The sequence below is a fragment of the Sphingomonas sp. S-NIH.Pt15_0812 genome, from assembly GCF_003951315.1.
Taxonomy (GTDB): Bacteria; Pseudomonadota; Alphaproteobacteria; order Sphingomonadales; family Sphingomonadaceae; genus Sphingomonas.
In genome coordinates this window covers 63,670-85,660 of the sequence record NZ_QLJH01000016.1, presented here as the reverse complement: position 1 = coordinate 85,660, position 21,991 = coordinate 63,670, and the positions used below count along the sequence as shown (strand labels likewise).

21 protein-coding genes are annotated in these 21,991 nt (G+C 69.3%); 10 read left to right on the top strand and 11 right to left on the bottom strand.

The window, feature by feature from the left end:
• The first annotated feature begins 7 nt into the window (after window positions 1-7).
• Window positions 8-904: an aldo/keto reductase gene (locus BRX43_RS12200; RefSeq protein ID WP_125995225.1), complete on the top strand. Its 897-nt coding sequence runs from the start codon at window positions 8-10 to the stop codon at window positions 902-904.
• A gap of 7 nt (window positions 905-911) precedes the next feature.
• On the opposite strand, the gene recG is transcribed toward BRX43_RS12200, so the two are convergent.
• The gene (gene recG / locus BRX43_RS12195) at window positions 912-2,960 is read right to left on the bottom strand and encodes an ATP-dependent DNA helicase RecG (RefSeq protein WP_125995223.1); all 2,049 of its coding nucleotides are present in this window, start codon (window positions 2,958-2,960) and stop codon (window positions 912-914) included.
• A gap of 95 nt (window positions 2,961-3,055) precedes the next feature.
• Between recG and BRX43_RS12190 the strand changes: the two genes are divergently transcribed.
• Window positions 3,056-3,322 (top strand): succinate dehydrogenase assembly factor 2, encoded by a 267-nt coding sequence (locus tag BRX43_RS12190; protein WP_125995222.1) that lies wholly within the window; start codon window positions 3,056-3,058, stop codon window positions 3,320-3,322.
• A gap of 95 nt (window positions 3,323-3,417) precedes the next feature.
• Window positions 3,418-6,885, top strand: coding sequence for a transcription-repair coupling factor (mfd, locus tag BRX43_RS12185; protein WP_125995220.1), 3,468 nt, complete (start codon window positions 3,418-3,420; stop codon window positions 6,883-6,885).
• Between the two features lie 21 nt (window positions 6,886-6,906).
• On the opposite strand, the gene BRX43_RS12180 is transcribed toward mfd, so the two are convergent.
• The 6 genes from BRX43_RS12180 to BRX43_RS12155 all read right to left on the bottom strand — a co-directional run bounded on the left by BRX43_RS12180 (window position 6,907) and on the right by BRX43_RS12155 (window position 12,434).
• A complete protein-coding gene (locus BRX43_RS12180) occupies window positions 6,907-7,908 on the bottom strand; it encodes an NADPH:quinone oxidoreductase family protein (protein WP_206433197.1) in 1,002 nt (333 codons plus the stop codon).
• Window positions 7,871-8,500 (bottom strand): 3-isopropylmalate dehydratase small subunit, encoded by a 630-nt coding sequence (leuD, locus tag BRX43_RS12175; protein WP_125995218.1) that lies wholly within the window; start codon window positions 8,498-8,500, stop codon window positions 7,871-7,873. The genes BRX43_RS12180 and leuD overlap by 38 nt, the downstream gene beginning before the upstream one ends.
• A gap of 145 nt (window positions 8,501-8,645) precedes the next feature.
• Window positions 8,646-10,085, bottom strand: a complete 1,440-nt coding sequence (gene leuC, locus BRX43_RS12170) for a 3-isopropylmalate dehydratase large subunit (protein WP_125995216.1) — start codon at window positions 10,083-10,085, stop codon at window positions 8,646-8,648.
• Window positions 10,086-10,157: 72 nt separating this feature from the next.
• On the bottom strand, window positions 10,158-10,802 hold the full coding sequence (locus BRX43_RS12165) for a CoA transferase subunit B (protein ID WP_125995214.1): 645 nt from the start codon (window positions 10,800-10,802) through the stop codon (window positions 10,158-10,160).
• Window positions 10,803-10,836: 34 nt separating this feature from the next.
• Window positions 10,837-11,724 carry an HAD family acid phosphatase gene (locus BRX43_RS12160; RefSeq protein WP_125995212.1) on the bottom strand — a complete coding sequence of 296 codons (888 nt, stop codon included), beginning with the start codon at window positions 11,722-11,724 and terminating at the stop codon, window positions 10,837-10,839.
• Window positions 11,721-12,434 (bottom strand): CoA transferase subunit A, encoded by a 714-nt coding sequence (locus tag BRX43_RS12155; RefSeq protein WP_125995210.1) that lies wholly within the window; start codon window positions 12,432-12,434, stop codon window positions 11,721-11,723. Before BRX43_RS12155 ends, BRX43_RS12160 begins: the two co-directional genes overlap by 4 nt.
• 344 nt (window positions 12,435-12,778) lie before the next feature.
• Here BRX43_RS12155 and rplJ point away from each other — a divergent pair, with 344 nt between their 5' ends.
• Both rplJ and rplL read left to right on the top strand, forming a co-directional pair.
• The gene (gene rplJ, locus BRX43_RS12150) at window positions 12,779-13,294 is read left to right on the top strand and encodes a 50S ribosomal protein L10 (RefSeq protein WP_125995244.1); all 516 of its coding nucleotides are present in this window, start codon (window positions 12,779-12,781) and stop codon (window positions 13,292-13,294) included.
• A 69-nt stretch (window positions 13,295-13,363) separates the two neighbouring features.
• Window positions 13,364-13,738 carry a 50S ribosomal protein L7/L12 gene (rplL, locus tag BRX43_RS12145; RefSeq protein ID WP_125995208.1) on the top strand — a complete coding sequence of 125 codons (375 nt, stop codon included), beginning with the start codon at window positions 13,364-13,366 and terminating at the stop codon, window positions 13,736-13,738.
• A gap of 159 nt (window positions 13,739-13,897) precedes the next feature.
• Here the strand turns inward: rplL and BRX43_RS20310 are convergent, their stop codons facing one another.
• The 3 genes from BRX43_RS20310 to BRX43_RS12135 all read right to left on the bottom strand — a co-directional run bounded on the left by BRX43_RS20310 (window position 13,898) and on the right by BRX43_RS12135 (window position 17,173).
• Window positions 13,898-14,053, bottom strand: a complete 156-nt coding sequence (locus BRX43_RS20310; RefSeq protein WP_164523594.1) for a hypothetical protein — start codon at window positions 14,051-14,053, stop codon at window positions 13,898-13,900.
• A gap of 83 nt (window positions 14,054-14,136) precedes the next feature.
• The gene (mprF, locus tag BRX43_RS12140) at window positions 14,137-16,749 is read right to left on the bottom strand and encodes a bifunctional lysylphosphatidylglycerol flippase/synthetase MprF (protein ID WP_125995206.1); all 2,613 of its coding nucleotides are present in this window, start codon (window positions 16,747-16,749) and stop codon (window positions 14,137-14,139) included.
• A complete protein-coding gene (locus BRX43_RS12135) occupies window positions 16,742-17,173 on the bottom strand; it encodes a DUF2147 domain-containing protein (RefSeq protein ID WP_241214927.1) in 432 nt (143 codons plus the stop codon). The genes mprF and BRX43_RS12135 overlap by 8 nt, the downstream gene beginning before the upstream one ends.
• Window positions 17,174-17,376: 203 nt before the next feature.
• Here BRX43_RS12135 and BRX43_RS12130 point away from each other — a divergent pair, with 203 nt between their 5' ends.
• The 5 genes from BRX43_RS12130 to BRX43_RS12110 all read left to right on the top strand — a co-directional run bounded on the left by BRX43_RS12130 (window position 17,377) and on the right by BRX43_RS12110 (window position 21,136).
• Window positions 17,377-17,907, top strand: a complete 531-nt coding sequence (locus BRX43_RS12130; protein WP_125995205.1) for a DUF1003 domain-containing protein — start codon at window positions 17,377-17,379, stop codon at window positions 17,905-17,907.
• Window positions 17,904-18,305, top strand: a complete 402-nt coding sequence (locus BRX43_RS20860) for a hypothetical protein (RefSeq protein WP_125995203.1) — start codon at window positions 17,904-17,906, stop codon at window positions 18,303-18,305. Before BRX43_RS12130 ends, BRX43_RS20860 begins: the two co-directional genes overlap by 4 nt.
• A complete protein-coding gene (locus BRX43_RS12120) occupies window positions 18,271-18,957 on the top strand; it encodes a response regulator transcription factor (protein ID WP_125995201.1) in 687 nt (228 codons plus the stop codon). Before BRX43_RS20860 ends, BRX43_RS12120 begins: the two co-directional genes overlap by 35 nt.
• Before the next feature lie 218 nt (window positions 18,958-19,175).
• The gene (locus tag BRX43_RS12115) at window positions 19,176-20,306 is read left to right on the top strand and encodes a HAMP domain-containing sensor histidine kinase (protein WP_241214926.1); all 1,131 of its coding nucleotides are present in this window, start codon (window positions 19,176-19,178) and stop codon (window positions 20,304-20,306) included.
• A 98-nt stretch (window positions 20,307-20,404) separates the two neighbouring features.
• The gene (locus BRX43_RS12110; protein ID WP_125995197.1) at window positions 20,405-21,136 is read left to right on the top strand and encodes an AcvB/VirJ family lysyl-phosphatidylglycerol hydrolase; all 732 of its coding nucleotides are present in this window, start codon (window positions 20,405-20,407) and stop codon (window positions 21,134-21,136) included.
• A gap of 4 nt (window positions 21,137-21,140) precedes the next feature.
• On the opposite strand, the gene BRX43_RS12105 is transcribed toward BRX43_RS12110, so the two are convergent.
• Window positions 21,141-21,959, bottom strand: coding sequence for a ferredoxin--NADP reductase (locus tag BRX43_RS12105; protein WP_125995195.1), 819 nt, complete (start codon window positions 21,957-21,959; stop codon window positions 21,141-21,143).
• Window positions 21,960-21,991 lie beyond the last annotated feature (32 nt).

Here is a 21,991-nt window from a genome sequence, read left to right as displayed (position 1 = left end):
GCGCCTTATGACGACGATCCACCTCTCCGCCGAACCGCGCCCGCTGGGTCGCAGCGACATCCTGATATCCCCGATCGCCTGGGGCATGTGGCGCTTCACCGGCGAGGATGTGCCGGCGGGCCGCGACCTGGTCGAGGCGGCGCTGGAGGCGGGCATCACCCTGTTCGACACGGCCGATATCTATGGCGCCGGCAGTCTGGGCGGGTTCGGGTCGGCGGAGGCGCTGTTCGGCCGCGTGCTGGCCGACGCGCCGGCGCTGCGCGACCGCATGGTCATCGCGACCAAGGGCGGCATCCGGCCCGGCATCCCCTATAATTCGTCCGCCGCCTATCTGGCGGAGGCGCTGGACGATTCGCTGGCGCGCATGGGGGTGGGACGGGTCGACCTCTACCAGATCCATCGCCGCGACCTGCTCACCCATCCGCAGGAGGTGGCCGGCGCGCTGTCGGCGATGGTCGCTGCGGGAAAGGTGCGCGGGATCGGCGTCTCCAACCACAGCCCAGCGGAGCTGGACGCGTTGCAGGCCTTTCTGGACCTGCCGATCCTCAGCACCCAGCCGGAATTCTCGCCGCTTCATACCGCGCCGCTGTTCGACGGCACGCTCGATCAGGCGATGGTCCGCGACCTGGCGGTGCTCGCCTGGTCGCCCCTGGCTGGCGGGCGGCTGCTTGCCGAGGGCCATCCCGCCGGCCTCCTGCTCGCCGAGAAGGGCGCGCGCTACGGCGTCGATGCGGCGACGGCGGCGCTGGCCTGGGTGATGGCGCATCCGGCACGGATCATTCCCATCGTCGGGTCGCAGACCGCCGCCCGCATCCGCGCCGCCGCCGGGGCATACCGGGTCGAATGGACGCGGGCGGAATGGTATGCGGTGCTCCAGGCCGGCCTGGGGCAGCGACTGCCATAGGCGCGGATCAGCCGGATCGCAGCAACGCCACCCCCGCCTCGCGCTCGAACAGGTACAGCGCGATCCGCGCCGCCTGCCCGCGCGCGCCGTGCAGGCCGCCGTCGCGATCGATCAGCAGCCGCGCATCGTCCTGCGCGCATTGCAGCAGGTCGGGAAGCAATTCGGGCGGGGCGAGGCGGAAGGCGGCGTCACCCGACTGGCGCGTGCCCAGCATCTCGCCGCCGCCGCGCAGGCGCAGATCCTCCTCGGCGATGCGGAAGCCGTCATTCGTCTCGCGCATCAGCGCCAGGCGCGCGCGCGACGTCTCCGACAGCGAACTCCCCCGCAGCAACAGGCAGCGCGACAGGCCCCCGCCCCGACCCACGCGCCCCCGCAACTGGTGAAGCTGCGCCAGGCCGAAGCGATCGGCATGTTCGATCACGATCAGCGTCGCATTGGGCACGTCGACGCCGACCTCGATCACCGTCGTCGCGACCAGCACCGACAGGCGGTTGGCGGAGAAGGCCTCCATCACCGCATCCTTCTCGGCGGGCTTCATCCGGCCATGGACCACGCCGATCCGCTCGCCGAACCGCGCCGACAGCGACTCCGCCCGCGCCTCGGCGGCGGCGAGGTCGGACTTCTCGCTCTCCTCGACCAGCGGGCAGACCCAATAGGCCTGTCCGCCATCGGCGATGTGGCGGCCGATCGCGTTGACGACTTCGTCCAGCCGGTCCTCGGAAACGACGCGCGTCTCGATCGGCTCCCGGCCGGGGGGCATCTCGTCCAGCCGGCTGACGTCCATCTCGCCATATTGCGCCAGCGTCAGCGTGCGCGGGATCGGGGTCGCGGTCATCGCCAGCAGGTGCGGGCTGCGGCCCTTTTCCTGGAGCAGCAGCCGCTGCGCCACGCCGAAGCGATGCTGTTCGTCCACCACCACCAGTGCGAGATCGCGATAGGCGACCGCCTCCTGGAAGATCGCATGCGTGCCGACCAGGATGTCGATCGATCCGTCCGCCAGCCCCATCAGCGTGGCTTCGCGCACCTTGCCCTTGTCGCGGCCGGTCAGCACCCCGATGGTGATCGGCAGGCCGGCGAGCAGCCGCCGCAGCGACTCGTAATGCTGGCGCGCCAGAATCTCGGTCGGGGCGAGCATCGCGCCCTGCGCCCCCGCCTCCACCGCGACCAGCAGCGCCATCGCGGCCACCAGCGTCTTGCCCGAGCCGACATCGCCTTGGAGCAGGCGCAGCATCGGCGCCTCCTGCCGCAAATCGCCCTCGATCTCCGCCACTGCGCGGCTCTGCGCCCCGGTCGGCGTATAGGGCAGCCGCAACTGATCGCGCAGCCGCCCGTCGCCTAGCAGCGCCCGGCCACGCCGCTTGCGCGTGTCGGCGCGCACCAAGGTCATCGCCAACTGATTGGCGAACACCTCGTCATAGGCCAGCCGCTCGCGCGCCTTGGCATCGGCGGGATCGGCATGGATGCGGACCAGCGCGTCGCGCCAGTCGGGCCATTCGCGCTTGGCCTTCAGCCCGGCGTCGATCCATTCGGGCAGGTCCGGCGCGCGCGCCAGCGCCTGTTCGACGAAGCCGGCCAGCCGACGCGAAGTCATCCCCTCCGACAAGGGATAGATCGGCTCGCGCTCACGCATCGGTTCGCCCGGCTCGGCGAGTTCGGGGTGCACGATCTGCAAGTCCTGGCCATATTGGTCCAGCCGGCCCGACACCTGTTTCGGCTCGCCGAGCGGCAGCAGCTTCTTCGCCCAGCCGGGGTGGCCACCGAAATAGACCAGGGCGACGACATTCCCCTCCCGGTCGATCGCCATCACCCGCGTCGGCGCGCGGCCATTGCCCTCGCGATAGGATTGCGGGGTCAGCGTGATCGCGATGATCCGCCCCGCATCCGAGGTCATCAGCTCGGTGCGCGGCAGCCGGTCGACATGGCCGGTCGGCAGGTGGAAGGCGACATCGACGACGCGCGACAGGCCCAGCCGGTCGAGCGGCTTGGCCAGCGCAGCCCCCACGCCTTTCAGCGCAGTGACTTCGGCGAACAGGTGATTGAGGATTTCGGGACGCATGACTGACCGCCTCATGCCAGCGATTGCGCGCATCTTCCAGTTGACCCGGCGGCTTTCCGGTCCGACATGCCGGCTTTCGATTGACGGGAACGAATGTGGACCACGAAATCCGGCTGAAACGCCTGCGCTTCCGCGCCTGGCATCGCGGCACGCGCGAGGCCGATCTGATGATCGGCGGCTATTTCGACGCGCATCACCAGGAATGGACGCCCGACCAGCTCGACTGGTTCGAGACGCTGCTGGAGGAGCAGGATGTCGACATCATGGGCTGGGCGATCGGCTCCATCCCCTGCCCACCGCAATGGGAAAGCCCGATGATGCAGGCCATGCGCGCACTGAACTTCGTGCCGGTGTCGCGCTAAGCCGTTTCATTCCTTTCCCGTGGAAGGGGAAATCGGCGGCTCGATGCGTTGCCGCCATCCATCGCCTCCAGTCGGAGGCGCGTAGCGAGACCTGAATGCCCGACCTGACGCAGATCCTCTCCGCCCGCCAGCCGCTGACCCTGGCCGGCGCGCCCGGCGGCTTCCTGCCGTCGATGCTCGCCGATCTGGCGCGGGCGGCCCCGGCGCGGGCGGTGTTCGTCGCGTCGGACGAGCAGGCGATGCGCGCGATCGCGGCCACCGCGCCCTATTTCGCGCCCGAGCTGGAGGTGGTGCAGTTCCCCGCCTGGGACTGCCTGCCCTATGACCGCGCCTCGCCCTCGCTGCGGGTGATGGCGGAGCGTATAGCCGCGCTCCACCGGCTCCAGGCGAAGGCGAAGGGGCCGCAACTGCTGCTGACGACGGTCAACGCCGCGACGCAGCGCGTCCTGACCCCGTTCCGCATCCGGCAGCTGATCGCCACGCTCGCGCCCGGCGAGCGGATCGACCGCGAGAGCCTGGCGCAACTGCTCCAGGCGAACGGCTATATGCGGACCGAGACGGTGCACGACCAGGGAGACTATGCCGTGCGCGGCGGCATCGTCGACCTGTTCCCCAGCGGCGAGGACCAGGCGCTGCGCCTCGACTTCTTCGGCGACGAGATCGAATCGGTCCGCACCTTCGACCCCGCCGACCAGCGCACCACCGGGCGGATCGACGGCTTCACGCTGCTGCCCGCCTCCGAGGCATTGCTCGATCCCGACTCGGTCAAGCGATTCCGCACCCGGTATCGCGACACGTTCGGCGCGACCGCGACCGGCGATCCGCTCTACCAGGCGGTGTCGGACGGGCGGCGCATGGCCGGCATGGAACATTGGCTGCCCTTGTTCGAGGAGAAGCTGGCGACCCTGTTCGACCATCTGCCCGGCGACACGGTGGTGGTCCGCGATCAGGCGAGCGGCGCGGCCGGCGAACAGCGGTTCGAGGCGATCGCCGACTATTATGAGAACCGCAAGCGCGCCGAGGCGGCCCAGCCCGGCAGCTATCGGCCCCTCCCCGCCAAGGCGCTCTATCTGGATGCGGCGGAATGGCGGCGCGGGCTGGAGGCCGTCACGGCGCACGTCACCACCCCGTTCCACGAGCCGCCCTCGCCAACCGTGCTCGATTTCGAGGTCGATGGCCCGCGCGACTTCGCGCCCGAACGCGCCGCCCAGGCCAACGTCTACGAGGCCGTGGTCGACCATGTTCAGGCGTTGCGCAAGCAGGGCCGCAAGCCGGTCCTGGCCAGCTATTCGAACGGCGCGCGCGAACGGCTGGGCAACCTCCTCAAGGACCATGGGCTGAAGGGCGGCAAGGCGGCCGAGACATGGCAGGATGCGCTGGGCGTCGCCGATCTGGCGAAGAGCTTCGGCGTCGCGCTGGTCGTGCTGCCGCTCAACCATGGCTTCACCGCGCCCGGCGTCGCGGTGCTGACCGAACAGGACATGCTGGGCGACCGGCTGATCCGCCGGCAGAAGCGCAAGAAATCGGCCGACGCCTTCCTCGCCGAGCTTGCCACGCTGTCGCCCGGCGATCTGGTCGTCCATTCCGACCACGGCATCGGCCGCTATGAGGGGCTGACCTCGATTCCCGTCGGCAAGAGCCCGCACGATTGCGTCGCGCTGGAATATGCCGGCGGCGACAAGCTCTACGTGCCGGTCGAGAATCTCGAGGTCCTGACCCGCTATGGCTCGGGCGAGGACGGCGCGGCGCTCGACCGGCTGGGCGGCGAGGCGTGGCAGCGCCGCAAGTCGAAGATGAAGGAGCGCATCCGCGAGATCGCCGGCGAGCTGATCGCCACGGCGGCCGAGCGGGCGCTCCGCGCGGGCGAGGTGGCGGAACCGGACAATGCCGGCTATCCCAGCTTCGTCGACCGCTTCCCCTATGACGAGACGGACGATCAGGACCGCGCGATCGGCGATGTGCTGAACGACCTGGGCGCGGGCCGGCCGATGGACCGGCTGATCGTCGGCGATGTCGGCTTCGGCAAGACCGAGGTCGCGCTGCGCGCCGCCTTCGTCGCCGCCATGTCGGGCTTGCAGGTCGCGGTGGTGTGCCCGACGACCCTGCTCGCGCGCCAGCACTACAACCAGTTCGTTCAGCGGTTCGAGGGCTTCCCGATCAAGATCGGCCGCCTGTCGCGTCTGGTCGGTTCCGCCGAGGCCAAGGGGGTGAAGGACGGCGTGGCGTCGGGCGATCTCGACATCGTCGTCGGCACCCATGCGCTGCTCGCCAAGGGCATCACGTTCAAGCGGCTGGGGCTGGTGATCGTCGACGAGGAACAGCGGTTCGGCGTCACGCACAAGGAGCGGCTGAAGGCGCTGAAGGCGGACGTGCACATGCTGACGCTGACCGCGACGCCGATCCCGCGCACCTTGCAGATGGCGATGTCGGGCCTGCGCGAACTGTCGGTGATCCAGACCCCGCCGGTCGATCGCCTGGCGGTCCGCACCTATGTCATGCCCTGGGACCCGGTGGTGCTGCGCGAGGCGTTGCTGCGCGAACATTATCGCGGTGGGCAGAGCTTCATCGTCACGCCCCGCGTCGCCGACCTGCCCGATATCGAGGAGTATCTGCGCGAGCAGGTGCCCGAGATCCGCTATGTCGTCGCGCACGGCCAGATGTCGGCGACCGAGGTGGAGGAGCGCATGTCCGCCTTCTACGACCGCAAGTTCGAGGTGCTGGTGTCGACCACCATCATCGAGAGCGGCATCGACATCCCCTCCGCCAACACGATGATCATCCACCGCGCCGATCGGTTCGGCCTGGCGCAGCTCTATCAGCTGCGCGGGCGCGTCGGCCGGTCGAAGACGCGCGCCTATGCCTATCTGGTGACGCCCCCCGAGCGGCAGATGACCGACGCGGCGGAGAAGCGGATGAAGGTGCTGTCCGACCTCGACTCGCTCGGCGCCGGCTTCCAGCTCGCCAGCCATGACCTCGACATTCGCGGGGCCGGCAATCTGCTCGGCGACGAACAGTCGGGCCATATCAAGGAGGTCGGCTACGAACTCTACCAGTCGATGCTGGAAGAGGCGATCCTGGAGGCCAAGGCCGGCGGCGCGTTCGAGCGGCCGCGCGACTTCTCGCCCCAGATCACGGTCGATGCGCCGATCCTGATCCCGGAGGATTATGTCCCCGATCTCGACCTGCGCATGGGGCTGTATCGCCGCCTCAACGAACTGGAGAAGCGCGAGGAGATCGAGGCCTTCGCCGCCGAGATGATCGACCGGTTCGGCCCCCTGCCCGACCCGACCGACAATCTGATCCGCGTCATCGAGATCAAGCTCAACGCGCGCAAGGCGTGCATCGCCAAGATGGATGTCGGCGTGCGCGGCGTGCTGATCAGCTTCCACGACGACCGCCCGCCCAATGTCGAGGGGCTGCTCGCCTATGTCGAACGATTGAAGGACGTGGCCAAGCTGCGCCCCGACGGCAAGCTGGTGCTCAACCGCGCCTGGCCCGATACCAAGTCGCGGCTGCACGGGGCGCTGCAATTGTCCAAGGGCTTGGCGAAAGCGGCGCGCTGACCGGCGCGCCGCCTCGGCCGGTCAGTCGTCGATGGTGACCACCAGCTTACCGATCGCGCCGCGCGCGGCCATCTTCGCGATCGCCTCGCCGCCGCGTTCCAGGGGATAGGTTTCGGTGACGCGCGGCGCGATGCGTCCCTCTTCCCACAGGCGGAACAGGTGGTCGACATGCGCGGCATTGGCTTGCGGATCGCGCGCTGCAAAGGCCCCCCAGAAGACGCCGCACACGTCGCAGCTCTTCAGCAGCGTCAGGTTGAGCGGCAGTTTCGGGATGCCCGCCGGGAAGCCGACGACCAGATAGCGGCCCTCCCAGCCGATCGCGCGCAACGCCGGCTCGGCATAGTCGCCGCCGACCGGGTCGTAGATCACGTCGAACCCGGCCTTGCCGCCCGCCGCCTTGAAGCGTTCGGCCAGCGCCTTGGACTGGTCCTTGTCGAAGGGCGCGCGGCCATAGACGATCGCCTCATCCGCGCCCGCGTCCCGGGCGGCGGCGGCCTTTTCCTCGGAGGACACGGCGGCGACGACGGTCGCGCCGAACGCCTTGCCCAGTTCGATCGCCGCCAGCCCGACGCCGCCCGCCGCGCCCAGCACCAGCAGGCGATGCCCCGCCGCCAGGCGTCCCCGGTCGAGCAGGGCATGGATGGTGGTGGCATAGGTCAGCAGCAGCGCCGCCCCCTCGGCGAAGCTGCGCCCCTCGGGCAGGCGATAGAGGCGCGCCGCATCGACAGCGACCTGCTCGGCCAGGCCGTTATGGCCGACCATCGCGATCACCCGGTCGCCGGGCTGGAATCCGCTGACACCCTCGCCGACATGGTCGACGATCCCGGCGATCTCGCCCCCCGGCGCGAAGGGGCGCGGCGGCTTGAACTGGTAGCGATCCTCGATGATCAGCACGTCGGGATAGTTGATCGCGCAGGCCTTCACCCGCACCACCACCTGTCCCCTGGTCGCGACCGGATCGGCCGCCTCCGTCAATGTCAGAGTTTCAGGTCCGCCCGGCGCCTTGGACAGCAATGCCTTCATAGCCGCGTCTCTCCTCGATCCAGGGGCGATGCTCGGCGAGCTCGCCCTCGAATTTCGAAATCGCGGTATCCTGCGCCAAGGTCAAGCCGATCTCGTCCAGCCCCTCCATCAGGCAGCGGCGGCGGAACGGGTCGAGCGTGAAGGCGAACCGGTCCTGATAGGCGCTGGTGACGGTCATCGTCTCCAGGTCGACGGTGATCGGCGCATCCGCCGCCGCCTCCACCAGCCGGTCGATCGCCTCCTGCGGCAGCACCACGGGGATGATGCCGTTCTTGAAGGCATTGCCGGAGAAGATGTCCGAGAAGGAGGGCGCGATCACCGCGCGCACGCCCATGTCGACCAGCGCCCAGGCGGCATGTTCGCGGCTCGACCCGCAGCCGAAATTGTCGCCGGCGATCAGGATCGGCGCACCGGCATAGCGCGGGTCGTCGAAGATATTGCCCGGCACCGCGCGCACCGTCTCGAACGCGCCGCGTCCCAGTCCCGTGCGGCTGATCGTCTTCAGCCAGTGCGCGGGGATGATGACGTCGGTGTCGATATTCTTGGCACCCCAGGGATAGGCGGTGCCGCTGACGATGGTCACGGGGTTCACGAAGCTGTCCGTCCTTGGTCGATGGAGCGCGCGGATCAGCGCGTGGCGGGCGTGCCCGGCTGCGCGGCCGGTCGGGCGACGCTGGCGCTATAGGCGGCGATGCCGCTCATCAGCGCGCCCGCGACCAGCAGGATCAGGACCCTCTTCATTGCGTATCTCCCATCAATTCCCGCACATCGGCCAACCGCCCGGTCACCGCCGCCGCCGCCGCCATGGCCGGCGACACCAGATGTGTACGCGCACCCGGCCCCTGACGACCAACGAAATTTCGATTGCTGGTCGAGGCGCAGCGCTCGCCGGGCGGCACCTTGTCCGGATTCATCGCCAGGCACATCGAACAGCCCGGCTCGCGCCATTCGAACCCGGCGCCTGTGAAGACCCGGTCGAGCCCCTCGGCCTCGGCCTGGCGCTTCACCAGCCCCGATCCGGGCACGACCATCGCCCGCACCCCGTCCGCCACCTTGCGGCCATGGGCGACCGCCGCGGCGGCGCGCAGATCCTCGATCCGGCTGTTGGTGCACGACCCGATGAAGACATGCTGCACGCCCACGTCCTGCATCGCGGTGCCGGGGGTCAGGCCCATATAGTCCAGCGACTTGCGCGCCGCCGCCCGCTTGGCGGGATCGGCGAAGCTGTCGGGATCGGGCACATGGCCGGTGATCGGCACGACATCCTCGGGGCTGGTGCCCCAGGTCAGCGAGGGCGCGATGTCGCTGGCGTGCAGCACCACGCTGCGATCATAGACCGCGCCTGGATCGCTCGGCAGCGTCCGCCACCACGCCTCCGCCTTGTCCCAAGCCGCGCCGGTTGGGGCCATCGGGCGCCCGCGAACATAATCGATCGTGGTCTGGTCGGGCGCGACCAGCCCGGCGCGCGCGCCGCCCTCGATCGACATGTTGGCGACGGTCAGCCGTCCCTCGATCGACATGGCGCGCAACACCTCGCCGGTATATTCGACGACATAGCCGGTGCCGCCCGCCGCGCCGATCCGACCGATGATCGCCAGGATTACGTCCTTCGGACTGACGCCATAGCCCAGCGTGCCGTCGACCCGGATCTCCATCGTCTTCGACGGCTGGAGCAGCAGGGTCTGGGTGGCAAGCACATGCTCCACCTCCGACGTGCCGATGCCGAACGCCAGCGCGCCGAGCGCGCCGTGCGCCGAGGTATGGCTGTCGCCGCAGACCAAAGTCGTGCCCGGCAAGGTGAAGCCGAGCTCGGGCCCGACGACATGGACGATGCCCTGTTCGGCCGCCGTCGCGTCGATATAGTCGATGCCGAACTCGGCGGTGTTGCGGCGGAGCGCATCGAGCTGCTGCGCGCTTTCCGGATCGGCGATCGGCAGCAGCCGGCCCGCGGCATCGACCCGCGGGGTCGTCGGCAGGTTATGATCCGGCACCGCCAGCGTCAGCTCGGGCCGGCGCACCCGGCGACCGGCGGCGCGAAGCCCCTCGAACGCCTGCGGGCTGGTGACTTCGTGGACGAGGTGACGGTCGATATAGATCAGGCACGTCCCGTCGTCGCGGCGCTCCACGACATGGGCGGCCCAGATCTTCTCGTACAGGGTGAGCGGACGACTGGCCATGATGGCGCGGCCTTTACTGATATTGCGGCGAAAGCGCCAGCGGCAGACGAAAGATTACGTCGCCGCCGACGCTCATGCGTCGTAGGCGGCCGTCGTCTTGGCGCGCACCTCTTCGGCCGACACGCCCGGCGCGCATTCGACCAGGCGGAAGCGCGACTGGTGATCGGGCCGCTGGAACACCGCGAGGTCGGTGACGATCATGTCGACGACGTTGCGGCCGGTCAGCGGCAGGGTGCAGGCGGGCAGGAATTTCGGATCGCCGTTCTTGGCGACATGCTCCATCACGACGATGATCTTCTTGACGCCCGCAACCAGGTCCATCGCGCCGCCCATGCCCTTGATCATCTTGCCGGGGATCATCCAGTTGGCGATGTCGCCACCCTCGCTGACCTCCATCGCGCCGAGCACGGTCAGGTCGATATGCCCGCCCCGGATCATCGCGAAGCTGTCGGCGCTGCTGAAATAGGCGGATTGCGGCAACTCGCTGATCGTCTGCTTGCCGGCGTTGATCAGGTCGGGATCGACCTCGTCCTCATAGGGGAACGGCCCGATGCCGAGCATCCCGTTCTCCGACTGGAGCGTCACCGTCATCCCCGCGGGGATATTGTTGGCGACCAGGGTCGGGATGCCGATGCCGAGGTTGACGTAGAATCCGTCCTCCAGTTCCTGCGCGGCGCGCGCCGCCATCTGATTGCGGTCCCAGCCCTTGGTAGCCATCACAATTCCTTCCGCATGTTTCGGATCGATCGCCTCACGGCTCCGGGGCCCAGGCCGAGTCGGCCGGGAACACCTCGTCCAGCCGGCCTTTCAGCGCCGAGCCATAGACCGGATTGGGCAGCACGAACCAACCCGCGCCCCAGCGGGCGGCGATGGCCGGCGCCTCGGTGGCGGCGCGGCGCTCGGCCGGGGTCTGCCCCTGGTTGAACAGGTCGCTGAAATCGCCGAGCTGGTCGCCGCCCATCGCCACCACGCAATAGCGCGCGGCGATCGCGGCGCGGCGGCTGTCCTTGCGCGACCCCGTGGTCGCATCGGCCAGATAGAGCGTGTCGCCCGGCACCGCCGGCCCCAGCCCCAGCCGCTCGATCATCGCCCGGGTCGCCGCGGCACTGTCGACCGAGCGATTGGTGTTGAAGATCACCGCCACGCCCATCGCGCGCAAGGCGCGGATGCCCGCCACCGCGCCGGGCACAGCCCGCGCGGTGGTGCCGCCGGTCCGCTCATAGGCCTTCCACCGCGCCTCCTCATAGGCGCGCCCACCGGCGGCGTCGCGTTCGAACCCCAGGTTGAGCACGACCGTCTCGTCGACATCGAACACGGCGGCGAAGGGCTTGCCTCCGCAAGCCAGATAGCGCGGCGCGGCGAGCGTGGCGCCGGGCGCCAGCGCCACCGAGTCGCGCGGGCGGGCGCGGACCTGGCGCGCGACATAGTCGGTCAGCCCGCGCCACATCTGGAGGCCGATCGCCGCCGCCTCGCCCGAGCCGTAGAGATATTGCATCCCCGCCGGCACGCCATCGACCGTGGCGGGCGCGGTCAGCACCCGCGTCGTGGCGGCGGGTGAGGAAAGGCTGACCGGCGCGACCACGCAGCCGGACAGGCCGGCCAGGGCCGATGCGGCCAGCAACAGCCGCGCGGGCATCATGCCGCCGCCGTCTCGCGCGAGCGGGTCATGCGGAACTCGATCTTCTTGTCATAGGGCGCGCCGACGATCATCCGCTTCACATAGATGCCGGGCAGATGGATATGGTCCGGGTCCAGGCTGCCGACCGGCACCACCTCCTCCACCTCGGCGACGCAGACCTTGCCGGCCGTCGCCATCGGCTGGTTGAAGTTGCGCGCCGTCTTGCGGAAGATCAGGTTGCCGCTCTCGTCCGCCTTCCAACCCTTGATGATCGACAGGTCGGCGCGGATGCCGCGCTCCAGGATATACTCCTCCCCGTCGAAGACCTTGACCTCCTTGCCCTCGGCCACCTGGGTGCCGACGCCGGTCTTGGTGTAGAAGCCGGGAATGCCGGCGCCGCCCGCCCGGCAGCGCTCCGCCAGCGTCCCCTGCGGGCAGAACTCCACCTCCAGCTCGCCCGCCAGATATTGCCGCTCGAACTCCTTGTTCTCGCCGACATAGGAGGAAATCATCTTGGCGACCTGGCGCGAGCGGAGCAGCTTGCCCAGCCCCTCGTTATCGATGCCGGCATTGTTGCTGGCGATTGTCAGGCCGGTGACGCCCGAGGCCTGGATCGCATCGATCAGGCGTTCCGGAATGCCGCACAGGCCGAACCCGCCCGCGCAGATCGTCATCCCGTCGAACAGCAGCCCGTCCAGCGCCGCGCTCGCATCCGCATACAGCTTCCGCATCGCATCCCTCCGTTTGCCGGCGCAGCGATAGCGCGGCGTGCGGTCGGGTCAACGGCGATTGCAGCGGGATCGGCGCGGTTGACTTGCCCGCGCTTTCCGCTAAGGGGAGCCCGCGTCCGCCGGGTCCGCCCGGCAGACACTCGTCCTAGACAGCAGGCGATCGGCACTCTGGCCGATCTTAATATCCTGCCGAGACGGGGAAACGGATTTTACCGGCATCGCCCCTGCGGCGCGTCCGGTCTGCACCCATTCCCCATCGATGGACAAACCGGCCGGGCCATCGCCCTGCCGGCTGTAACCGGACATGCCCTTCACGGGGCCTGTCCATGAACGTGGAGAATGGCATGGATCGTGCTCAAAAGGCCGCAGCCGTCGCCGAACTGAACCGCACCTTCTCCGAGGTCGGCGTGGTGGTCGTCACCCGCAACCTCGGCATGACCGTCGCGCAATCGACGGATCTGCGCAACAAGATGCGGGCAGCCGGCGCGGCCTATAAGGTCTCGAAGAACAAGCTTGCCAGGATCGCGCTCGACGGGACCGACTATGGATCGATCGGCGACATGCTGACCGGCCCGGTCGGCCTCGCCACCTCGACCGACCCGGTCGCGGCCGCCAAGGTGGCCGTCGACTTCGCGAAGACGAACGACAAGTTCGAAATCGTGGGCGGCGCGATGGGTTCGACCGCTCTCGACGTGGCTGGCGTTCAGGCGCTGGCGACCCTGCCCTCGCTGGATGAACTGCGCGCGAAGATCGTGGGCCTCATCGTCGCTCCGGCGACGAAGCTCGCGACCATCACCCAGGCTCCCGCGGCGCAGATCGCCCGCGTGCTGTCCGCCTACGCGGAGAAGGAAGCGGCCTGAATTTCGGGCATTCCTGGTTTTTGATTTCACGACATCTGGGGCCAAATCGCCCCGACATGGAGATTACACATGGCAGACCTGAACGCGCTGGTTGACCAGCTGAGCGAGCTGACCGTCCTCGAGGCCGCCGAGCTCTCGAAGATGCTCGAAGAGAAGTGGGGCGTCTCGGCCGCCGCTGCCGTCGCAGCCGCTCCGGCCGCTGGTGGCGCCGCTGCCCCGGCCGCCGAAGAGAAGACCGAGTTCGACGTGATCCTGACCGGCGACGGTGGCAAGAAGATCAACGTCATCAAGGAAGTCCGCGCGATCACCGGCCTGGGCCTGACCGAAGCCAAGGCGCTGGTCGAGGGCGCTCCGAAGCCCGTCAAGGAAGGCATCAACAAGGACGAGGCCGAGAAGCTGAAGAAGCAGCTCGAGGAAGCCGGCGCGACCGTCGAGCTGAAGTAATCCGACGAGGCGCGCGGGCTCCGGCCCGCCGCCTTTCGGTGAAGCCGGTCGCGGGGCGGAAGTCTGGCGACCGGTGTTCAGCAGAAAAGGGGCGATTCCCATGCGGGAGTCGCCCCTTTTTCGTATCGATGTCGATGGAATGGAAGGATGGCGATACCGCTACCCGGCGATCAGCCAGAGGATCACGCCGATACCGATCAGGAACAGGATCAGGGCGAGCATCGCGCCAGCCCGGCTCCACCGCCGATAGGCTAACTCGGCCAGCCATTGCCCGAGATCGAAGACAAATTCCACCGCGTCACCCAGTGCGATCATTCCGTCGGCCCCCTTCGGCAGAAGCGTTTGAGCGGTGGCGCGCCGGCGACCAAGCCTCTACGAACCACCGCGCCCCCCGGCGATCATGCCGGTTCATGGGAAACCTCCTCCCCCTGGACGGGGACGTCTCCCCGACCGGGCATCAACCGAGGCCGGCCGATCATCAGGTTGAGGTCGCGCAACGCCCGCAGCAGCGACAGCCCGCCCGGCCCGGCGATGTAGCGCGGGGCCCAGTCCGGCGCATATTTCTCCTTGTACGCGCGCAGGCCGCGAAAGCCGTAGAAGCGCTCGCCGTGCCGGAACAGCAATGCCGCCGCCTTGGCCCAGGCCGGGGCCAGCCGCCGCCCCTCGATACCCGAGAGCGGCGCTAGGCCCAAGTTGAACCGGGCATAGCCCTGCGCCTTGCCCCATTGCATCAGCTCGACGAACAGGAAGTCCATCACGCCGGACGGCGCGTCGTTGGCGTGACGCATCAGATCCACCGACAATTCCCCCTGGTCACCGGTGCGCCAGACATTGGCGAAGGCGACGATCCGGCCCTCGACCCGCACCACCGCGCAGTCGAAATGCGACAGATAATGGTCGTCGAACCGGCCCAGGCTGAACCCCTTCTCGCGATGCCGCTTCGCCACGACCCATTCGTCGGACACCCGGCGGAGTTCGGGCAGCACCGAGGGCAGATCGGCGGCCGGCACCAGCGCGAAGACCGCACCTTCGCGCCCCAGCTTGCGCACCGCATGGCGCAGCGACCGCTTCACCCCGGTCTCGATCGTGAAGCGATGGAGGTCGACGATCGCCTCCTCGCCATATTTGATGATCTGGAGGCCCATCTCGATCGCGATCTCCAGCACCTCGGCGCTGATCTGGTAGAGCAGCAGCCGCCCCTGCGCGGCATCCGCCAGCGCGCGCAACTGCCAGAGCAGGTCGGCCCAGGCTTCGCGCGCGCCGACCGGGTCGGCCATCACTATCCAGCTCGATCCCCGCACCTGATACATGACGAAGGCGCTGCCATCGGGCGAGAAGAGGAAGCGCTTGTCGCCGGTCAGCGCCAGCATCGCGTCGGTCCGCTCCGCCGTGGCGAGGACGGCGAGCACCTCCTCCTCGCGTGCCTGGTCGCCGGGCCGGGCGGGCGCGGGCAGGAACAGCCGCCAGCAGACGGCCACCGCCAGCACCACCCCCGCCCCCAGGCTGGCGCGCAGGAAGCGCGAGGGATCGTCGCGCGTGCCGAACTCCCACCAGAGCTGGTCGCTATAGCCGACGCGCTTGTAGGAGAAGAAGCCGACCCAGACCGACACCGCGATCACCACCGCGATGCTCGCGAGCCAGGCCGGCGACAGCGGCCGCGCGACCAGGGCGGTGCGGCGGTAGAAGGCGTCGCGCGTATAATGGAGCAGCCCCGCGATCGTCAGGCAGACGATCGCCTCCTCATAGTCGATGCCCTTGAACAGGCTGAACGCCGCGCCCGCCACCAGCAGCGCGCGCGTCGCGATCAGCGCGCCGTCGAGCCGGCGGTAGAGGCCCGGCGCGAGTAGCAGCAGGCCGGTGCCGACCAGGCTGGAGGCGAAGTGCGACGCCTCGATGAAGGGCAGCGGCACCACCCGCGACAGGTCGTGCAGACGGGCGGGAATGGCCGGCAGGGCGCTCGACAGCAGCAGCACCGCGCCACCGCCGAAGGTCGCCGCGCTCATCAGCAGCGGCGCGATCCCGGTCGCGACCTGTTGCGCGCCGCGAAAGGTGTTGGGGTGGCGGCGCTGCCCCTCGTGCAACACCAGCAGGACGATGCCGATGGCGAGCGGCAACAGATAATAGAGGACGCGATAGGCGATCAGCGCCGCGAACAGCGCGGTGCGGTCGACCGGCACGGCCGCCAGCACCACCGCCTCGAACACGCCGATGCCGCCCGGCACATGGCTGATCAGCGTCGCGACGATCGCCAGCGCATAGGCCAGGATGAACAGCGGCAGCAGCGTCGGGTCCGCGCCGGGGATCAGCAGGAACAGCGCGGCGCTGGCGGCGGCCAGGTCGATCGTGGCGATGCCGATCTGCGCCAGCGCCTGCCGGCCGCTGGGCAGGGGGACGCTCCATCCCCGCCAGCCGACCCGGCGCGGACCGAAGGAGCAGAGCAGCAGCAGCAGGACGATCGCGACGACGATGGCGATGCCGATCATCTGCGCGGCCGTCGCGCCTAGCGACACCTCGCCCAGCACCAATGGCCCGCGATGCAGGACCAGCGCCGCGCCGGTCACCGCCATCACCCCCATCCAGAAGGTCGCGCCGGCGATCGCGACGACGCGCGCCACGTCCGGACCGTCCAGCCCGGCGCGGGTATAGATGCGATAGCGCGCCGACCCGCCGGTCAGCAGCGCCAGCCCCAGATTATGGCTGAGCGTATAGCTGGTGAAGGACGCCATCGCCGCCGTCCGCCACGGCAGCGGCCGGCCGACGATGCGGAGCGCCAGCACGTCATAGACGGTCAGCGCCAGATAGCTGGCGATGGTCAACGCCACCGCGGCCGCCACCTGTCCGCGATCGATCGCGTGGAAGGCGGCGGTCACGTCCGCCAGCCTAATCGTCCGGGTCAGGTGGTGGAGCGCCCCCAGCCCCAGGCCGACCAGCAGCATCACGACCAGCACCGAGCCATAGCGGCGGTGCCGACCGATCCATTCGGTCAGGCGGGCGCGGGCGATGTCACTCATGGGGCAGATGCTCGATCCGCTGCCAGACCTGCGCCTTGCAGAGCAGCCCCCCGACCACGCAGCCCTTCACCCGCATCGCATTGCGACCGAGCGGCACCAGCGTCGAGGAGAAGCGGCGGCCCATGTCGGGCACGAACACGGTGCCGGCCCAGCTGCCGTCGCCGCGCGCGGCGTAGTCCACCAGCAGTTCCGTGCCGACCAGCGACGCGACGCCGCCGCTCCGCGCATCCGCCGCCGCGCCGCGATCGGCCCAGACGATCCAGCCGCAAAGATGGTCGTTGCACGCCCCGGTCCGCACCGCGACGCTGCTGGTCGGGTTGATCCACAAGCCCTCCACCACCGAACCGGTGGCCTGGGGCTCGGCGACCAGAGGCGTGGTGCCGATCACCATCGCCGCCGCCATCCCCGCCAATCGCCTGATCATATCGGTTGTCCCGCCCTCTTCATCCGATGGAACTAGGCGCGGGCCGGTGGCGGCCGGCTGGGGGGAAACTGAACTTTCCGTAATCTGGCGCAAGGCGGAGGGCCGGCGTCCGCGCAATATGACCGATCGGTCATCCCGCTTCCACCCGCCTACCAGCCGCGATGCGGCACAAGCACGAGACGAAAGGATCTTGAGGACCGCCGATGCCCGCCCATCCGCCCGCCAGCCGCCCATCGGGCTTCCTGCATCTGCTCGGCCGTCACAGCCGCCCGCTGGACCCGGAGGAGGAGCATGTGCTCGACCGGATGCAGGAACGGCTGCCGATCTCCCGCGATGCGGCGGACGTGGCGGACGAGCGGGCGACCCTGGGCGATCGGCTCGCCGACCGGGTGGCGGCGATCGGCGGCAGCTGGGGCTTCATCATCGCCTTCACGGTGGTGCTGCTCGGCTGGATGCTGCTGAACAGCGACGTGCTGTCGCACTGGGGGCTGAGCTTCGACCCCTATCCCTATATCTTCCTCAACCTGATGCTCTCGACGCTGGCGGCGATCCAGGCGCCGGTGATCATGATGAGCCAGAACCGGCAGGCGGCGAAGGACCGGCTGGCCGCCAGCCTGGACTATGAGGTCAATCTGCGCACCGAACTGGAGATCCTGCGCCTGCACGAGAAGCTGGACGTGGCGATCGCCGAGCGGCTGGACCGGCTGATCGCAGCCGTGGAGCAACGATCGTGATCCGGCCGCCCTGGGCCCTTGCCTCGATGACCGGACTGGCGGGCGCGACGGTCACCGCCGCGCTGGTCCTGTCGGGGCCGCTCGACCTGCCGATGCGGACCCGGCAGCAGGATGCGACCTTCGCGATGCTCGACGAGCCGGACGGGCCCGAACCGGTCGTGACCAGCCTGCGCACCGGCGGAATCGAGCAGCGTGCCGGGATGCGCGTCGGCGATGCGGTGGTCGCGATCGACGGCCTGGACCATCCCTCGCTGCGCGCCCTGCGGCATCATCTGGCCGATCCGGGCCCGATTTCGTTACGTGTACGACGCGGGGGTGACGAACTGCCGATCCACCTGCTATCGCCGCCGGCAGGAGAACAGCGTGGCAAACCGAATCCTCTTGGTGGAGGACGATAGCTCTACCGCCGACTATATCGCCAACGGCCTTCGCGAAGAGGGATTTCTGGTCGACCGCGCCGCCAATGGCCGCGACGGCCTGTTCCACGCCACCGACGGCAGTTACGACTGCATCATACTGGACCGGATGCTGCCGGGCATGGACGGCATGGCGGTGCTCGCCGCCGTCCGCGCCGCCGGCATCGCGACGCCGATGATGATCCTGTCGGCGATGAGCTCGCCCGAGGACCGGGTATCGGGCCTCACCTCCGGCTCAGACGATTACCTCACCAAGCCGTTCGTCTTCGCCGAACTGCTGGCCCGCGTGCGGCTGCTGATCCGGCGCGGCGTCGCCGGCCCGGCGGTGGAGACGCGGCTGGTATGCGACGATCTGGAGATGGACCTGCTCGCCCACCGGGTGAAGCGGGCCGGCAAGCCGATCGACCTGCAACCGCGCGAATATCGCCTGCTCGAATTCATGCTCCAGCATGTCGACCAGGTCGTCACCCGCACCATGTTGCTGGAGGGGGTGTGGGATTACCATTTCGATCCCGGCACCAACGTCACCGACGTGCATATCAGCCGCTTGCGCAAGAAGATCGACGAGGGGTTCGCGCGGCCACTGCTCCATACCGTGCGCGGATCGGGCTATAAGCTGGGGACGGAGCGATAAGACGACGCCTGGCCCGGTCGACCACGCTGCGCTTCGCGGCGCTGGTCTTCGCGTGCCAGCTGATCGGCGCGGCGACCACGATCGCGACGATCCGCTTCCTGACCCAGGCGCAGATCGCCGAGGATGCGCAGATCATCGCCGAGAAGCTGCGCCGGCAGATCAGCGCCCAATACGCCCGCGGCGGCCCCGCGGCGGTCCGGCGCGCGATCGACGTGCGGATGGCGACGGTCGGCGTGCCGCAGGGCGTGGTGCTGCTGACCGATGCGGCGGGCCGCCGGATCGCCGGCAATGTCGCCGACTGGCCGCCGACCGTGTCGCTGGCGCACGATCATGAGACGATCGAGATCTTCCGCATCGGCCATGACACGCCGGAACGGATGCGGGTCGTCGCCAGCCGCCTGCCCGATGGCGAGCGGCTGCTGACCGGCCATGTCATCGAGCGCGAGCTGCGCTTCGCCCGGGTGATGGAGGACGCGATGGCGGTGGCGATGGCCATGGCGGTCGCGCTGGCCGGCCTGGGCGCATGGCTGGCCGCGCGGATGATCGAGGCGCGGCTGGGCCGCACCGTCGCCACCGCCGAGGCCGTGGCGGCCGGCGACCTGGCACGGCGGGTGGCGCTCGACGGCAGCCGGGACGCGTTCGAGGCGCTCGCCGTCTCGGTCAATGCGATGCTGGACCGGATCGCGACGCTGATGACCGAGTTGAAGGTCGCGACCGATGGGCTGGCGCACGACCTGCGCTCCCCCCTCACCCGCCTGCGCGCGACACTGGAACGGGCGCTCGCCGCCAGCCAGGACGAGGGCGCGCGCGTCGCCGTGCTCCGTGCCCTGGACGAAGGCGACCGGCTGCTGGCGATGCTCGACACCGCCTTGCGCATCACCCGCGCGGAGGCGGGGCTGGGCCGGGAAGCCTTTGTCGCGATCGATCTGGCGACGATGATCCGCGATCTGGTCGAGATGTTCGAGCCGCTGGCCGAGGATCGCGGCATGACCGTGTCGGCGACGGTGCCGGCGACATTGCCGATCGTCGCGCATCGCGAGATCCTCGGCCAGGCGCTCGCCAATCTGGTCGACAATGCGCTGAAATATGGCGACGGACAGGTGGAAGTCACGGCAACGCGAGTCGCGGGTGGCGTCGCGATCAGCGTCGTCGACGACGGCCCCGGCATTCCCGCCGACCGCCGTCCGGAGGCAATGAAGCGCTTCGGACGGCTGGATGCCGCGCGCAGCGAGAGCGGTGCGGGCCTGGGCCTGACGCTGGCGGCGGCGGTGGCGCACCTGCATGAGGGCACGCTGACGCTGGGGGACAATCGTCCCGGTCTGATCGCGCATCTGACGCTGGGGGGCTGATGCGTCGGCGTTCCTGACCAAATCGTCATCTGGCGGACGGCGGACGGATGGCTGTTGCCCGCCACAAACGCCCGTCCGCCGCTGAGAGAGTTACGATCATGTCGCCATTCCGCCCGTCCCGTGCCCGCCGGCGCCGGCTATCCATCCTGGTCGTGGCGGCCGTGGTGCTGATCGGCCTGGGCGGCCTGTTCCTGGCGGGCGGCTATGCGGTCCGCGATCCGATCCGCGTCTATCCGGCAGAGGGACAGCGACGGCCGGTCGCAGCCCTGCTGATGTCGGGTGACATGGGCCTGCATTTCGGTGCGGGTCCGGCGGTGGCGCGGATGCTGGCCGCGCATGGCACCGAGGTGGTGGCGGTCCGGTCGCCCGTGCTGTTCCGCTTCCATCGCAGCCGGGCGGAGGTGGACGCGATCGTCGCCCAGTTGGTGCGACGGGCGCTGGCGCTCACCGGCAACGGCCGCATCGTCCTGATCGGGCAGAGCTATGGTGCCGACATGCTCCAGACCGGGCTGGCCGCGCTCCCCGCCGATCTGCGCGCGCATGTCGCGGGCGTGATCCTGATCGTGCCGGGCGCGACCGTCTATTTCCGCGCGGACCCGACCGGCCTGCTCTATGAGACCCGGCCGGACAGCCTGGCCGCCGACACGCTGCCCCGGCTCGACTGGACGCCGCTCGGCTGCATCTACGGACGCGATGAAACGGACAGCGCCTGCCGCACGCTCCGCCAGCGCAACGCACGGATCGTCGCGCTGCCCGGCGGCCATTATGTCGACCATCATCAGGCCGCGCTCGACGACGCGGTGCGCCGCGCCGTCGAGGCCGCCCGCTGATCGCTTAGCCGACGAAGGCGCGCTCGATCACGAAGCTGCCGGGATTGGCGTTCGACCCCTCCACGAAGCCCAGCCCCTCCAGCATCGCCGCCGTCTGGCGGATCATGTCGGTCGAACCGCACAGCATCACCCGGTCATTCTCCGGATCGAGATGCGCCGGCCCCTCCAGCGGTGGGTGGAACAGGCGGCCGTCGGCGATCAGCGCGTCGATCCGGCCCTGCGTCCGGAACGGCTCGCGCGTCACGGTCGGGATATAGTGGAACTGCGCCCTGGCCTCGTCGGCCACCAGCGGATCGTCGGCCAGCTGCGCGGCCAGTTCATCGTGATAGGCGAGGTCGCTGACCCGGCGCACGCTGTGTACCGCCACCACCTGCTCGAAGCGCTGATACACTTCCGGATCGCGCGCCAGGCTGAGGAAGGGCGCGAGACCGGTGCCGGTCGACAGCATGAACAACCGCTTGCCGCCGAGCAGCGCGTCGCAGACCAGCGTGCCGGTCGGCTTCTTGCCGAGATAGAGCTGGTCGCCCACGTCGATCCGCTGGAGGCGCGAGGTCAGCGGGCCGTCCTCGACCTTGATCGACAGGAACTCCAGTTCCTCCGACCAGGCCGGGCTGGCGACCGAATAGGCGCGCATCAGCGGCTTGCCGGCGTCGCCGGGCAGGCCGATCATCACGAACTCGCCCGAGCGGAAGCGGAACGAGTCCGGCCGGTCGACCGCGAAGGAAAAGAGATGCTCGTTCCAATGCTTCACCCAGCGGACGGCAACCGTCTGAAAAGCGGCATGATCGGGAATCGTCGCGGGCGCGCGAACGGCGGTTTCCATGGCGGGACCTTAGTAATTGCGAACGGTTCGCG